This is a genomic window from Shewanella inventionis (assembly GCF_019931735.1).
GTDB lineage: Bacteria > Pseudomonadota > Gammaproteobacteria > Enterobacterales > Shewanellaceae > Shewanella > Shewanella inventionis.
The window spans coordinates 1,134,529-1,148,781 of sequence record NZ_CP082926.1 but is presented as its reverse complement, the minus strand read 5'-3'; the positions used below and the strand labels follow the sequence as shown (position 1 = coordinate 1,148,781).

Sequence of the window (14,253 nt, the reverse complement as noted above, 5' to 3'; positions counted from 1 at the left end):
GTTGTGCTTGCCGTGAGTGAGGTTTTTGTGAACATAAAACATGTTTGCCATATATTCATTATCATATTAGGAATGTGGGCACTGGCACCAAATGCAAGTGCCCAGCAAAAATATGCTCATGTAAACAGTAATGAAATAAAATTTATTACGATCGATGGTAAACAATCTGAAGTACTGGTGCGTTCTTGGCAAAGTAAAAAACAATTTGGTTCTGTCACTATAGTTGGCCCATCTGACACCAATGCTGACGCTAACGGGCTGGCTAGTTATCTGCGCACACACATTAACCAACGTGGCTGGGCCAGTATCAGTTTAACACCAGCAAAAGGACTATATCGACCAAACTACGCCACTAAACCTGAAGATATCAGCCAAGCAGGTAATGAACAAATCACCGTTAACACCAACAAAAGCACGCCTAAATACACGTCAGAACAATTGCTCGAATTACGTAATTTTCAGCAAGCCTCGCTAAGTGAAGCAATCAACCAACTCGGCTCAACCATCAGTTTATTTCCTGGTGCAAATATTCTGGTCGCCATTGATGACAGTGCAGGCATGGTAACTAATTTACTGTACGATAAAAAAATTCCAATACCGGATGTGTTTGTGGTTGTGAATCCTTACCGCGAATTTGAATATTTAATCGATCCTCAAAGTCAGCGCAAATCCATTGCCGAACAACTCGTAACAATGTCACTGCCGATCCTTGATATACAATCTCGCGATGCGCACCCCATTTCAATAACCGAAGCCTCAACGAGGCTGAATTACAACCAAGTCAAGCCTGCGCGCTATTACCGCCAATATCAAATGAGTTTAGACTTTACAAACCAAAGTGGTTGGGAAGAGGCGCTTAATCAAATTGAAGGTTTCTCCAGAACAGTTATTGGCAGGTAATGAGTCATGTAAATACTGAGTGAAACACCTCAACTCATCTGCTGAGCCGAGGTTATGCCATAGCATTACCACCAGGACTGCCTAGACTGATAGGCTTTATCAGGATTTTTGGTTTGCCTAATTGCGGCGATGACACGGTTTTTACCCGCCAACAATCTAATTTGACTCAATGATTCGCGTGCTAACAAACAGCGAATCGACCCCGTCCAGCTTTGATTAATACAGCGCTTTATTGCCGCATTTGCATCAGGAGAGGTCAGCATAATTTTACGAGCTAACGTCACAGCGGTTTCATAAGGCGTTTCACAGACTTGACTGATCAAACCTAGCTCAAGCGCTTGCCCTGCTGTCAAAATGTCTGCAGTGTAAGTCAGTAATAACGCTTTATCTTTAGGCATGACTTGCCGTAAAGCCACTAAACCCGCCATATCAGGGACTAACCCCCATTTCGCTTCCATAATCGATAATTTACAATCAGGACTGGCAATACGAATATCTGCACCAAGGGCAATTTGTGTACCACCTCCGTAGCAGCAGCCTTCGAGCACCGCAATAACAGGGATAGGTAAACGTTGCCAACCAATAGACACTCGTTGCGCCAAATTGGCATTACCAGGAAGCCATTTAAATAATAACTTCATCGCTTTGCTCGGTGAGTTAGCCACACTTTTTACATCTAACCCTGAACAAAAATTACCCTCAGCACCAGACAAGATCACAGCATTAACACCTTTATCGCCCCTCAACTTTTTTATCACTTTATCAATGGCAACAAACATATCGTAACTGAGTGCATTAATTTTACTTGGGCGATTTAAACATACATGCGCAATACCATCTTCGATACTAAGCTTGATCAAATCCTTTTCCATATATGGGTTCCGTCTATCTGGTCAGTCCAGTTTTTAGGTTAACATATCTGGACTATCTGTCGAATAGTAATAACATGACAAATAAACGTCATTGGTCAAAATATTGCCACGATGTGAATGGCTAAATGATGCAAACAGGCTATTTTTGAGTACATGATTATGTATTTTGTTATCGGTAAATCGCCTTTTATTGAGAGTTAGCACGCACTCTGTGTTATAAAATTGTTTTTTTACAGTGCTAAACTGCCAATATTATTAACAATTACGTATAATGAATATTCAAATAAAAAGCACTGTAAAACAGTCCTAATAACGATAACGCCTCGCACCACTCGCGACAGCACTTAAGCGTGCTTTTCCCTAAAGGCGAACAAGGAACACCTGTCACAATGACCATACCAATATTGATATGTGATGACTCAGCACTAGCCAGAAAGCAAATGGCACGTACCCTACCCAAAGACTGGGACGTTGAAATTAGCTACGCCACCAATGGTGCAGAAGGCCTTGATGTGATCCGCGCAGGCAAAGGCGAAATCGTATTTCTTGACCTCAATATGCCAGTAATGGACGGCTACGAAGTGCTTCAAGCTGTTCAACAACAAGATCTTCCTGCGTTGATTATTGTGGTGTCTGGCGACATTCAAATAAAAGCTCATGAACGCGTAAAAGCCCTTGGTGCACTCGACTTTATCCAAAAACCAGTCAGTGCTGACGCCATCAGTAATATTTTACAAGAATATGGCATCTTAACGCTCACTCAAGGCAATAAAACCGAACAAACCCCAATGGTTAAAGTTGATATGCGCGATGCATGTCAAGAAATTGCCAACGTTGCGATGGGACGAGCCGCCGATTTATTAGCTAAATTACTCGATGTATTTGTGTTACTTCCTATTCCTAACGTTAACGTATTAGAAGTTAGCGAGCTTACCATGGCATTAAAAGCCACAGAACGCAGTTCTACAGTATCAGGTCTTTGTCAGGGTTTTATCGGCGCGGGCATTGCCGGTGAAGCGTTGTTACTCTTCCATGATTCGAGTTTTGAAGACATGGCTAAACTAATGGGATTAGAAAACCCAGATGACATCAATACCGAAATTGAAGTCATGATGGACACCGGCAACGTGCTCATTGGCGCTTTTTTAAATGGAATATCTGAGCAGCTTGACATGAAATTCAGTCAAGCACATCCAGTGGTGCTTGGCAGACATTGTAGTGTCAATGAGTTAATCCACGACAATTCAGAAAAGTGGCAGCGCACACTCGCGATGGAAATTAACTATCGTATTGAAGATTACAATATTCAATGTGATTTGCTGCTGCTGTTTACTGAAGACTCAATCCCTACGCTTAACTACAAGCTTGGCTACCTACTCGACTAACGCTGGATAATTTATTATGTCTAATGATCAAAGCGCGATGAATGAACTTCACTGGCTAATCGACATGGTGCAAACCATTGAGGTAGGTTTAGTTGTACTTGATCGCAACTATAATATTCAGCTGTGGAACGGGTTTATGGAAAACCACAGTGGCGTGTCACCTAACTCGATTAAAGGCGAGAATCTGTTTGAAAAATTTCCTGACTTACCTAGCGATTGGCTAAAGCAAAAAATGGAGTCGGTATTTGTACTCAAAAACCGCACCTTTATCAGCTGGGAACAGCGTCCGTACGTGTTCAAATTTAAAAATTATCGCCCCGTTACCGGCCGTGCTGATTTCATGTTTCAGAACATTACCTTACTACCACTGGCTTCATTAACGGGTGAAATCACTCATATCAGCATTATTGTGTACGATGTTACCGACATCGCAGTCAACAAGTTGCAATTAAAGTCAGCCAATGAGCAATTAGAGCAACTAAGTCAAACTGATGGACTAACGCAATTGCACAACCGCCGCCATTGGCAGCTGTGCATGGAAAAAGAGTTTGAGCGCCATTCTCGTTACGGTGACACATCATCGCTTGTGATGATTGATATTGACAACTTTAAGCAGGTTAACGACAAATACGGTCACCCAGCTGGCGATAAAGTGATTCAGCATATTGCGTATCTGTTAAAACAGTCATTACGTGAGACAGATTGTGCAGGACGATACGGCGGTGAAGAATTTGCCGTTGTACTGTCAAAAACCACCGCAGATGAAGCATTATTTTTCACCGAACGTCTAAGAAAGCGCATTGAAGAGTCAGAGATTGCGTTTGAAAACCGCTTAATTAAAGTCACTGTTAGCTTAGGCATTAACGATCTTAGCGTGCAAACCGATAACAGCTCTAATTGGTTATCTGGTGCCGATAAAGCCTTGTATATCGCAAAACAAGAAGGTCGAAATAAAAGCATCGTGTTTAAATAACGTAAATCTAAAATGCAAAAAGCTCATCCTAGATGAGCTTTTTGCATTTAATACTTGCTATTTATGTCGGTATTCCGACATTGAGCAGTTCGTTCAATTAGTGAAAAGAGTCTGCTATATCTTCGTCGTCTTCATCATCTTCGTCAGAATCAGCTTCATCACCGACAAAGTAAGTCCCCCACCCGTCGTAATCAACTTTTTGCTTAGCAGCAAGTTGAATTAATTGCTCGCACGCTTTATCAAGTAATGGCGTTTCAAGTTTATGATAGGCAATGGCGTCAAAACAAAAAATCACCGAGCCATCATCTAGCTCCATTTCTTCAGCATCGTTAACTTCAAAACCAAGCTTAAAGGCATCTACAGCGGCTTTTTCTAAACGATCAAAATTGGTCGCCGAAAAATGATGTTCAATCGTATATTCCGCATCAGGCTCTGAACCATCAGCAAGTAAGGCATCAACAATTTCGCGGTTTTCTGCAAATTGCTCTTTTAACTGACGCTCAACAGACATGGATTACTCCGTTAATAACATAAAAATTATTGTCAATTATACCCAAAGTTACACAAGTTGCGAACTTATCAACTCAGGTTACTTTTTAGCGGCTTGACTCAAAACTAGGGCTTCCTCGTTGAGTTCAGCAAGCCTTATCGACATGGTTTCATGTACTTTGGCACAAAAGGCTTTAACATCATTTTTTGTTAATCCTTCTGTCGGGATAGGCTCCATCATCTCAACAATCACCACACCATTATCCCAACGATTTAATTTTATTCTATTCTGGCAAGATGCTAACACAGGTACCACGGCGACTTGTGCAGCGATTGCAGTATGAAATGCCCCAACTTTAAACGGCAATAAACCACGACCACGTGAACGGGTTCCTTCAGGAAAAATCCACACAGACAATAACTTCGTTTTCATTTTTTCGACCGTTTTCGCCATAGTGTCAAACGCGCTATGACGATTTTTACGGTCAATTAATATATTGCCAGACAACCAATAAATCTGCCCAAACAGTGGCATCCAAGCCAAACTTTTTTTACCTAAACTTACCGTACCTTTAGGCACAGCCGAAGTGTGAGTAAACAAATCAAAATTATTTTGATGATTGGATAAATAAATACAAGGCTGTAGTTTTTCACTAACAGGTTTGCTCCTAGTGATCACTTTAATGCCAAGCACACGGGCAACAGAGGAGAAAATTTTGGCGATAACATGCACATTATCGCGATGCATTGGTCGTATAAGACAAAAAACAATTGCAAATACAAAGGCTAAAAATAATAGCACGGCGAGAATGATTGAACGGGCAACTAGCAGCACAGCATACTCCTGCAAAATAATTGGCGACAGTATAACGATGCAGGTCTAGGGACTCAAATATTTTGTTTACATATGTACGCTGAAATACCCTGCCCTGCTATACAGGGCAGAATAACACGATTTATGTGACAGCCATGCGACATTCAAAGGAGCGAAGAATATCGCAATGGCAAACGATGCAATATCAAGACGATGATTTACGCCACTGTAGTACGAAACTTAAGTAACAGCCTAAACACCAATGCGCTGATTGCTAGGGTAGCGACAATTGCGGCACCACTTGGTAGATCATAATTTGCAGACAATAATAAGCCTGCTGCATAACCCACAACACCAACCGCATAAGCCAAAGCCAGTTTATATTTACCCAAATATTTATTTAGCGCTAATGCCGGTAATATTAACGTGCTGAACACTAAATACACACCAACAAGCTCTACCGACAAGGTGATCACGATAGCAAATAAAAAGTAAAAACTGGCACCGTCGAGAATATTGGGTTTAATGGCAATTAACCCCAATATCGCAACAGACACAACGGCAGGCAGCACAAGCTGAGACCAACTTACCCACAAAATCTGCCCAGACATAAGCTGCTTTAACAACTCAGCTCCATGAGGGTCATTTGCCAGCAAAAGCATTGCCGCGACAGCGCTTAGTACATAAAAGCAGCCTATCATGGCTTCTAACTCATTGGTGAGTCGTTTAGCCATCCAGGCAATCACAGCTGCGCCAGCAAGCGCAAACAATGCCGGCATCCAGATGTGAGCAAAAGGCAGCTCTTCAACCCTATGGTCAATGTGAGAGACTATCGCCCCGAGTGCCGCCACTTGCGCTATCGCCAAATCGATAAAAATAATACCGCGCTTAAGCACTTGTCTGCCTAACAACACATGGGTTGATAACACCAGCAAACCGGCGGCTAGCGCAGGCAATAATATCGACAGAAGCTCAGCATTAAACATCGGCTTATTTCACCCCATTAAGCAGAGCAAATAAACTATCAAATAAGCTAAACAAATCTGTACTTTGCTCATTACCACCTACAGACATTGGCAACCTCACAACAGGAAGATTAGCGCGCTCACCGAGCCATTTTGCACCGCGATCATCTTGATAAGATGACACAATTACCGCCATCACATCACCCTGCTCTGCACGGGTCAAAAGGCTGGCCAAATGCCCGCTGGTTGGCGCCAGGCCAGGTTTAGGTTCAAGGTCGGCAACTTGCTCTATACCAGTCCAGTTAAATAAATAACGAAAACTCGAATGATAAGCGATGACCTTTTTACCCACCAAACCCTTAGCTTGCTCTTGCCACTGAGGGATTTTGGCCTGCCAGCGTTGGCTAAAATCAGCCAGTGATTGCTGATATTCGCCACTGTTTTGCGGGTCGAGTTCACTCATTTTAGCCGCAAGCGCTTGAGCAACGGTTAACATTCTATCTGGGTCTAGGTGTAAATGCGGGTTACCTTTGGCATGTACATCCCCCATAGAACGATCGACTTTTGTTAGCTTGTCTAACGTTTCAACGTGTTCAGATGCAAAAAACAGCCCTTTATCCGTTGACTTAACCTTAGGGTTAGATGCTTTCATTTGCAGCATAGGCAGCCAGCCGATTTCTAAATCGGCACCGGCACATACCACCAAATCGGCTTGGCGCATTTTAGCAATTAAGCTTGGACGTGCCTGCACTTGATGTGGGTCTTGCATTGCCGTTGTTGCTGAATACACATTTGCCGACGGCGCTAATGTTTTAGCTAGGGCGCCGTATTCTGCTTCACAGGCAAATACATTAAGCTCCGCTTTTGCTGTCGCGGTAAACAGCAGCGGCAACATGGCCGCTGCTAAAAGCAATTTAGAATTGATGCGCACCGTGAGCTCCTAAAGACATGACATATTGCAGAGTAACGATATTATCGTCTTCAAAACCATCAAAATTGGTCCCTTTTTGATGAGTATATTGTAAACGTACGCTTGAAAAATGACTGCTATGCCATGCAAGGCTAATGTCGGTCTCTTTTAATGTTTGAGCATCGAGATGATCTTCATGAATTTCATAAGTATCAATTTGTCCGTATCGCACGCCTGCTGACCAACTTGGAGAAAACTGATAAACACTACTTAAATACCAGCCTTCATGGTAATCACTATCACTGATTTCATGGTCATGATCTTCTTCATCAGCGGCATCATCAATGTGACCCGGTTCTTCGCCAAATATATCGGTCACTCTAAAGTATTCACCACTCACTGTGAGGTTTTGATACTTGTAGTTACCATTTGGAGCCCACTTGTAAACAAAGTCAGCTATAAAGGTGTTTTCACCAGTGTAAGACGCGCTATGGCTATGGTCATGTTCATCTTCTTCAACCTCTTCTTCATCTTCGTGCTCTTCAGCATAAGTTAAGCCATTTTCATTACGTAAGTAACTTAAACCTAGCTGCCACGAACTCTCGACACCAATATCGCCACCAATTTTAGTTAATGCGGTATAAACCCCAACATCGTCAAAATCGCGCTCACCATGTTCATCTGCTGCGCGTAAACTGTCACCAGCAAAAGCTTCTAGCCCCATAGTCCAGTAAAGATCAGTTGGCGCTACATAATTTAAGCGAATACCATCATCAAAATAATGGTTCCCTAAAAAGGCACGGTAAGCTGCAGGACGTTCAACAAAAGCATCAGTGTGTAAATGTTGGTTATTTAAATAACCAATATCAGATAAAAAACGACCGGCACGAACAGACAAACCACTCGGTAATGCTAGGGTTTGAATAAAAGCTTCTTCTAGGTTTAATTCTGTTTCGCCGTCGTGAGATTCCACAATGGTAGTGATTTTACCGTAGAACATCTCATCAATATTGGCACTTAATGCTAGCTCTGTTTCACCTAAACCAAAGCCTTCTGCACGTTCTGCCATTGGGCGTTCACCCGTTTGATAATACCCGTCTAATACGGCACTAATATTGGGGTTGGTTAAGCTAGAATCTTCAGCCAACACAGAATAAGAACTAACGGCACAGGCCAGTGCCAATAAAGAAACGCGAGTGTTTAACGCAGACATAATATCTCCAAAATACAACAAGTTGCCGTTATCCGGATTTCAGAAACCGGTAAATAACGGAAAAAATTAATGATAATGTTGGACTAACGAGATAAAGGAGGGGCGCGACTTTGGTAATAAGCTTGAAATGCGCTAACAAAACAAGGCAATAAAAATTGCTGACGTTCAAAGGTTTGCTGACTTGCAATAAACACAAGCTCGCTTGTAGGAATGGCTTTATTTAACTGATGCTGATGAAAACACAAGGTACAATGATTTTGCACCCCATCATCAAGATGACGGACTGAGTGCGCAGACGCAGCAATAGACAACACAATCAAAATGGCACTAAGCCAGATTGTGATAATTTGTCTAATGTGAATGCGAGAACTCAACAACACAACTCCGTCTGGTTTACTATCTGTAGCAATAGTGTAAAAGAGCTAAGCGCAAATGCAACAACTAGATTGTGACAAATCATGACATCTTGCTTAAACACTGGGCTTTTTTATAGTTAAAGACCCATTTTAAGATACACTTAAGCTGTGACTTTTAGCATGTATATCCAAACAATAAAGGAGCACATCATGGCACGATTTATTCGCGAAAACATTGGCATCATTTTAGTCATGGCTATTGTCGGCATTGTGGTATTGGGCGGGATTTATTATGTAGAATCATCCCTTGAAAGTCAGGTTATCGTGGTTGATTAATCAACTTAAGCCAGCAAGGTTATTCATTAGTGGAGTTAACACCATCATCTGGCGCTTCAACCATTTTTAAATGATCCATAATGTGCGATAAACACACCACAATCACCGCCAATATCATTAACGGAGTGGTGATATGTGCAACACCCTCAACAAAATAGGCCACTAGAGCGGCAGTCACACCACTATAAAATCCCACAATTTTAGTAACCGACAAGCCTTTATTGTGCCCAAGCCAGGCGGCACAATGTGGGCATTGAACTTCAACAGATAACCCTTTGCCGCGGCTATTAGTAACCTTAGCAATTGAAAAGTGTTTGTAGCAATGAGCGCATTGCAGTGCCATGTGATATTCCGTAAATCAATAATGGCGCAAGTTTAACAAATTCCCTTCAAAATAGCAGTGCTGCAGCATAGCTCCAACCATGATTTTCTACTATCATCATCGCAACTTAGCCTTATAGGACTCGCGAAGATGTTACGGACTTTACCCACTTTAATTGTATTCATGGCCTCACTGTTATTAACACCTTTAGTTATTGCGCAAGACACGGCCGTTGTTTCTCAACAAACAACCAGTACGGCAATCGATCCACAAACGCTTAATAAAATACAGTTGCTGCAACAGACCATCGAACACGACACTCAGTTGTTAGCTTCAGTCAAAGGCGAAATACGTACCATAACCGAATACCGAATTAAAAATAAATCATCAGAATTACGTGATGAAATAGGTAAATTGATCACTTCGGCTAACACAGAAACTCAATACCTAATCCCCTTAGTGCAGTCGCAATTGGTGTTTTTAAGCCAAGTAACCGATTATTTAGATGCCGATCTTATGTTGCTCAGTAGTCAATTAGGCGGTGTCGATGACAGCCCAGTCATCACAGCAATGTCTGAGCGTGAATTTGAACGAGATCATTACCTAAAGGCAACATTAATCACCTTAACATGGGCAGAAACTTTAAAAATCGATGTTTCCTCTCAAAAACAAACCTTTACCAAGTTAATGTTGCAACGAGCGGATCAATTTGACAGCTTAGTTAATTACACCCAAGACCAACTACAAAAGGCAGTGGCAGAGGCCGCTGCGGCTGGTGCTGATATCAGTACCGAACAAAAAGCAAAAGTACTTACTTTAAAAGAACGCTTAAATAAAAATAGCTCTAGCTTAGCGGTGTCAGCTTCAATACTTGAAAACTTAGGTCAAGATGTCTCACAAATTAAACAAACGTTATTTAGTGTGTCAGGAGATATCACTCAGGATGTATTAAATTTTAGTGTTGCGTCTAATTTACTCCAGGGCTGGGCCAAAGTGATCAAAGATCAAACCATCAATAACGGCCCAAGTCTGACCTTTAAAATATTGGTGTTTTTATTTATTGTGTTTCTCACCAGCTTAGTTGCCAAAATTGTTACTCAAATTATCGCCAAAACGGTACGTGCATCCAAATTACAATTTAGTCAATTATTACAAGACTTTTTCATCTCGCTATCCAGCAAAGTCGTTTACGCCTTAGGCTTGTTAATTGCTTTATCGCAACTAGGCTTCGAACTAGGCCCGTTATTAGCAGGCTTTGGTATTGCTGGCGTCATCATTGGTTTTGCATTACAAGACACGCTGTCTAACTTTGCCTCAGGAATGATGATTTTAATTTATCGCCCCTTTGACGTTGGCGACTTAATTAATGCCGCTGGAGTAACAGGCAGAGTTAGCCACATGAGTTTGGTATCAACTACAATAAAAACACTTGATAACCAACGTCTTATTGTCCCAAATAATAAGATTTGGGGCGACACGATTAATAATATAACCGCAGAGCAACAACGCCGTGTCGACATGACGTTTGGTATTAGCTACAGCGACAATATCGAGCATGCAGAAACCATTTTAAAAAGCATTGTTGAGCAGCACCCAAAAGTACATGCCCAACCTGAACCCATTGTAAAGCTTCATACTTTAGGCGAGTCATCAGTCGACTTTGTTGTTAGACCTTGGGTAAAACCAGATGATTATTGGGAAGTGTATTGGGACATTACTCGAGCAGTTAAAATGCGCTTTGATGCCGAAGGGATTAGCATTCCATTCCCACAGCGCGATGTGCACATATATCAAAAATAATCTCGCCACATTGGCCACAAAAAAAGCTCAAGTCACCGACTTGAGCTTTTTGTTACCAGTCAAAAACTATAGGTAAGTAACGCTGCCCTGCAAATGTGGCCTGCGGCCTTTCACATCACGCATCTCAAAACGCTTACCATTTTCAATACTTTCAAAAGCAAAAGTCACTTCAGATGGCATAAATACGGGCAATTTAAATTCAACATCAACTTGAAAAGGCTTATCGCCAATAAATTGCATCAACTGAGATAAGGCACGTGCTTTAGACCACATCCCATGAGCCAATACGCGCTCAAAACCAAAACGCTTCGACAATAATGGATGTAAATGAATAAGATTATAATCGCCTGACGCTTTTGCGTAACGTCGGCCTAAATCTTCGGTTAATTGCCATTGCTGCACATCACTCCATGCCATTTCAGACGCTTTAGGAGGACGCGCACGACGACCGGGAGCATCGATACGATACAAATAAGTCGATAAGGCTTGCCATACTAATTCATCTGCCACAAAAACCTTAGAAACCAAATCAAACTCAAGTCCTGAGTCTGTCTGACGACTACCAGAAAGCTCACATTGTACGGTTAAGGTTTCATTGACAAGCACAGGTCGATAAACACTAATACTGTTTTTTAGGTGGATCATCCCAAGCAACGGAAACGTCACCGCTTTATGAGTAAAAATAGTGGCATGCAATCGAAATGCCCACACATATAAATACGTTGGCGGTAATGTCACCCCGTCAAACTCAAAGCCACATACCTCAGCATATTGGCGAATTTTTTCTTGCGTCAACATCACATTTGGCGCCTGCACATACATCTTCGGCAGCGGTTGTTTATTCCAGCCAGGCTTACGCCCAAACAGAATTTTGCGATACAAAGATAATAGCGAAGGCATTGCTTTTAATTCGATAGCGTAGTCGTGACTCACAATCTAATACCCTATATAGGCAGCAAAATAAGCTGCAAAACAGTTAATCGAACATTATACCTTACCACAGATATTGTTACTACACCGCTAATGGTTAATTGCGATTAATATTGACGGTGACGACACTCGATTAAACTCATTTACTGTGTTGATGACAATAAAACCATTGATGATTTATCTTACCTTTTTTAACCTACAATGAGACAATTATGCCACTCTCTTCCATAACGTGACGATACCGTGCAAGACAAAAACTTCGATAAACTTAGCCTTAAATTTGCGCAAAATATTTATGGCACAACCAAAGGCGAAATCCGTGCGGCGGTGTTATGGCGCGATCTTATTCCTGAACTCGCTAAACTGGGTAAGCCACGTTTACGGATTTTAGATGCCGGGGGGGGATTTGGTTTTTTAAGCCAAAAGCTAGCAGCTTTAGGTCATGACATTGTGCTGTGCGATATCTCAGAGCAAATGCTTACCCTGGCCAAACAACAAATAGCACTTTCAAAGACTCCTTTATCCATCGAATTGGTGCATAGCCCAATCCAGGCATTAACCGCTGCCGAACATGGGCAATTTGATGTCATCCTGTGTCACGCGGTTGCAGAGTGGCTAATCGATGCTAAAACGACACTTCATGGACTTCTCGACATGCTCAAACCAGAAGGCTTGTTTTCGTTAATGTTTTACAACAAAGAAGCATTGCGATTTCATAGCCTTGTTTCGGGCAACTTTGACTATGTAAAACGCGACTTCCAAGTAAAAAAGAAGGTAAGACTCACTCCTACACACCCTCTGTACATCGAGGATGTGCGACATTGGCTAACCCAGTGGCAATTTACCCTGGTGGCTCAATCTGGAGTCCGTGTGATTAACGATTATCTCAAAAAACAGTTACCCGCCGATTTCGACACTCAGCAACTGATTGAAATGGAATTGGCCTATTCGCAACGCGAACCGTATTTATCCCTTGGCCGTTATGTCCATTTTTTAGCGCAATCGCCGGCACAATCACAGGTTTGAAATGTGCTCAATCCACTAACATTGCAACACGGTGCATCGAGTAACGGTAGCACCTTGTTGCCTGAGTAAATCAGGAATAGCCTGCTGACCAACAATATGCCCAGCACCGACAACAATAAACAGGTTTTTATGCGTTTTAGCCTGCAACAACTCCATTATTTTGTGAGTCATTGAATGATTACGCTGCCACAACAATTTCGCTAGAAACTCGTCAGAGTCACCAGCTTGCGACTCCATAATCGAGGCCAAAGCTTTAGCGTCACCTTGACGCCAAGCGTGAATTAAATCGAGCATTTCAGCGTCACTTGCGTTAATGGCTTCGTCAAGCATTTGTAATTGCGTTGCCGTTGAAAAAGATGAAATCAATTCAAACTGAAACTGAATACTTTCAAGCTCAATCAAGTCTTTATCTTGTTTATTAGCGGTAAAATAAGCATCAACACCTTGTTCTGCACTGTAGCCAAGCTCGGCATAACGACTAACACTAATTTGCGTCGACTGTAACCAAGGGGCGTAAGGCGCTAACGCCTGACACATGGCTTGATGAGTCTGACAATACACCCGACGAGTTGCTTCTACATCCGGTGCGATGTCTGGCGATAGTGCACCGTATTGCTGCAACATTGCCCCCGTATCTCCCTGGCTAATATCAGCCTCCACGACCAACGCATCAGACTGTTTAAAAGCAGATTCAATATGCTGCGCTAAAGGATAGAAATTTGGTTGACCAATGTGAATCGACCCTAATAAATAAGCCTGCTGCTGTTGATACTCCACTTTATAAAATATTGGCGAATCTAACGCCGCAGCAGGGAGTGAGACCAAACCCAACATCGCAAACGCTATTGTGTAATAGCTTTGCAGTAATTGACGATAACCAACATTGATAGCAAAATTAAACCGACTTTTCCTTGTTGCCTGCATAGCAGCTCCTTATAATTGTTTTATTGTTTACCCATGCA

At 42.1% G+C, this 14,253-nt stretch carries 16 protein-coding genes; 6 read left to right on the top strand and 10 right to left on the bottom strand.

Going from position 1 to position 14,253, the window contains the following annotated elements; all coding sequences use genetic code 11:
- Nucleotides 1-27: 27 nt before the first annotated feature.
- Complete coding sequence (locus K8B83_RS05280; protein WP_223419286.1) at nucleotides 28-900, top strand: DUF3530 family protein; 873 nt, start codon at nucleotides 28-30, stop codon at nucleotides 898-900.
- 65 nt (nucleotides 901-965) lie between these two features.
- On the opposite strand, the gene K8B83_RS05275 is transcribed toward K8B83_RS05280, so the two are convergent.
- Nucleotides 966-1,772, bottom strand: a complete 807-nt coding sequence (locus K8B83_RS05275; protein WP_188736259.1) for a crotonase/enoyl-CoA hydratase family protein — start codon at nucleotides 1,770-1,772, stop codon at nucleotides 966-968.
- A gap of 389 nt (nucleotides 1,773-2,161) precedes the next feature.
- Here K8B83_RS05275 and K8B83_RS05270 point away from each other — a divergent pair, with 389 nt between their 5' ends.
- Nucleotides 2,162-3,157: a response regulator gene (locus tag K8B83_RS05270; protein ID WP_188736257.1), complete on the top strand. Its 996-nt coding sequence runs from the start codon at nucleotides 2,162-2,164 to the stop codon at nucleotides 3,155-3,157.
- A gap of 16 nt (nucleotides 3,158-3,173) precedes the next feature.
- Nucleotides 3,174-4,130, top strand: a complete 957-nt coding sequence (locus K8B83_RS05265) for a sensor domain-containing diguanylate cyclase (protein ID WP_188736255.1) — start codon at nucleotides 3,174-3,176, stop codon at nucleotides 4,128-4,130.
- Between the two features lie 97 nt (nucleotides 4,131-4,227).
- On the opposite strand, the gene rraB is transcribed toward K8B83_RS05265, so the two are convergent.
- From rraB to K8B83_RS05235, 6 genes are all read right to left on the bottom strand, one after another.
- The gene (gene rraB / locus K8B83_RS05260; protein ID WP_188736253.1) at nucleotides 4,228-4,641 is read right to left on the bottom strand and encodes a ribonuclease E inhibitor RraB; all 414 of its coding nucleotides are present in this window, start codon (nucleotides 4,639-4,641) and stop codon (nucleotides 4,228-4,230) included.
- 78 nt (nucleotides 4,642-4,719) lie between these two features.
- Nucleotides 4,720-5,454: a 1-acylglycerol-3-phosphate O-acyltransferase gene (locus tag K8B83_RS05255; protein WP_188736252.1), complete on the bottom strand. Its 735-nt coding sequence runs from the start codon at nucleotides 5,452-5,454 to the stop codon at nucleotides 4,720-4,722.
- Between the two features lie 197 nt (nucleotides 5,455-5,651).
- Nucleotides 5,652-6,419: a metal ABC transporter permease gene (locus K8B83_RS05250; protein WP_188736249.1), complete on the bottom strand. Its 768-nt coding sequence runs from the start codon at nucleotides 6,417-6,419 to the stop codon at nucleotides 5,652-5,654.
- Between the two features lie 4 nt (nucleotides 6,420-6,423).
- A complete protein-coding gene (locus tag K8B83_RS05245; protein ID WP_188736247.1) occupies nucleotides 6,424-7,329 on the bottom strand; it encodes a metal ABC transporter solute-binding protein, Zn/Mn family in 906 nt (301 codons plus the stop codon).
- Nucleotides 7,313-8,521 (bottom strand): hypothetical protein, encoded by a 1,209-nt coding sequence (locus tag K8B83_RS05240; RefSeq protein WP_188736245.1) that lies wholly within the window; start codon nucleotides 8,519-8,521, stop codon nucleotides 7,313-7,315. The genes K8B83_RS05245 and K8B83_RS05240 overlap by 17 nt, the downstream gene beginning before the upstream one ends.
- An 83-nt stretch (nucleotides 8,522-8,604) precedes the next feature.
- Nucleotides 8,605-8,895 (bottom strand): ABC-type zinc uptake system zinc chaperone, encoded by a 291-nt coding sequence (locus K8B83_RS05235; protein WP_188736243.1) that lies wholly within the window; start codon nucleotides 8,893-8,895, stop codon nucleotides 8,605-8,607.
- Nucleotides 8,896-9,087: 192 nt separating this feature from the next.
- On the opposite strand from K8B83_RS05235, the gene K8B83_RS21620 reads away from it, so the two are divergent.
- Complete coding sequence (locus tag K8B83_RS21620; RefSeq protein ID WP_263283585.1) at nucleotides 9,088-9,213, top strand: hypothetical protein; 126 nt, start codon at nucleotides 9,088-9,090, stop codon at nucleotides 9,211-9,213.
- Nucleotides 9,214-9,232: 19 nt separating this feature from the next.
- On the opposite strand, the gene K8B83_RS05230 is transcribed toward K8B83_RS21620, so the two are convergent.
- Nucleotides 9,233-9,556, bottom strand: a complete 324-nt coding sequence (locus tag K8B83_RS05230) for a hypothetical protein (protein WP_188736241.1) — start codon at nucleotides 9,554-9,556, stop codon at nucleotides 9,233-9,235.
- A 162-nt stretch (nucleotides 9,557-9,718) separates the two neighbouring features.
- Between K8B83_RS05230 and K8B83_RS05225 the strand changes: the two genes are divergently transcribed.
- Nucleotides 9,719-11,335 carry a mechanosensitive ion channel family protein gene (locus K8B83_RS05225; RefSeq protein WP_428847850.1) on the top strand — a complete coding sequence of 539 codons (1,617 nt, stop codon included), beginning with the start codon at nucleotides 9,719-9,721 and terminating at the stop codon, nucleotides 11,333-11,335.
- A gap of 66 nt (nucleotides 11,336-11,401) precedes the next feature.
- Here the strand turns inward: K8B83_RS05225 and K8B83_RS05220 are convergent, their stop codons facing one another.
- Nucleotides 11,402-12,235, bottom strand: coding sequence for a MaoC family dehydratase (locus K8B83_RS05220; RefSeq protein ID WP_188736515.1), 834 nt, complete (start codon nucleotides 12,233-12,235; stop codon nucleotides 11,402-11,404).
- A 273-nt stretch (nucleotides 12,236-12,508) separates the two neighbouring features.
- Between K8B83_RS05220 and K8B83_RS05215 the strand changes: the two genes are divergently transcribed.
- A complete protein-coding gene (locus K8B83_RS05215) occupies nucleotides 12,509-13,291 on the top strand; it encodes a methyltransferase domain-containing protein (RefSeq protein WP_188736236.1) in 783 nt (260 codons plus the stop codon).
- A 15-nt stretch (nucleotides 13,292-13,306) separates the two neighbouring features.
- Here K8B83_RS05215 and K8B83_RS05210 read toward each other — a convergent pair whose 3' ends face one another.
- Nucleotides 13,307-14,215, bottom strand: coding sequence for a TraB/GumN family protein (locus K8B83_RS05210; RefSeq protein WP_188736234.1), 909 nt, complete (start codon nucleotides 14,213-14,215; stop codon nucleotides 13,307-13,309).
- Between the last annotated feature and the right edge of the window lie 38 nt (nucleotides 14,216-14,253).

Coding starts and splice junctions, on each gene's coding strand:
- K8B83_RS05240 (WP_188736245.1), bottom strand. CDS start 8,521: ATGTCTGCGTTAAACACTCGCGTTTCTTTATTGGCACTGGCCTGTGCC.
- K8B83_RS05270 (WP_188736257.1), top strand. CDS start 2,162: ATGACCATACCAATATTGATATGTGATGACTCAGCACTAGCCAGAAAG.
- K8B83_RS05265 (WP_188736255.1), top strand. CDS start 3,174: ATGTCTAATGATCAAAGCGCGATGAATGAACTTCACTGGCTAATCGAC.
- K8B83_RS05230 (WP_188736241.1), bottom strand. CDS start 9,556: ATGGCACTGCAATGCGCTCATTGCTACAAACACTTTTCAATTGCTAAG.
- K8B83_RS21620 (WP_263283585.1), top strand. CDS start 9,088: ATGGCACGATTTATTCGCGAAAACATTGGCATCATTTTAGTCATGGCT.
- K8B83_RS05210 (WP_188736234.1), bottom strand. CDS start 14,215: ATGCAGGCAACAAGGAAAAGTCGGTTTAATTTTGCTATCAATGTTGGT.
- K8B83_RS05275 (WP_188736259.1), bottom strand. CDS start 1,772: ATGGAAAAGGATTTGATCAAGCTTAGTATCGAAGATGGTATTGCGCAT.
- K8B83_RS05225 (WP_428847850.1), top strand. CDS start 9,719: ATGGCCTCACTGTTATTAACACCTTTAGTTATTGCGCAAGACACGGCC.
- K8B83_RS05220 (WP_188736515.1), bottom strand. CDS start 12,235: ATGCCTTCGCTATTATCTTTGTATCGCAAAATTCTGTTTGGGCGTAAG.
- K8B83_RS05250 (WP_188736249.1), bottom strand. CDS start 6,419: ATGTTTAATGCTGAGCTTCTGTCGATATTATTGCCTGCGCTAGCCGCC.
- rraB (WP_188736253.1), bottom strand. CDS start 4,641: ATGTCTGTTGAGCGTCAGTTAAAAGAGCAATTTGCAGAAAACCGCGAA.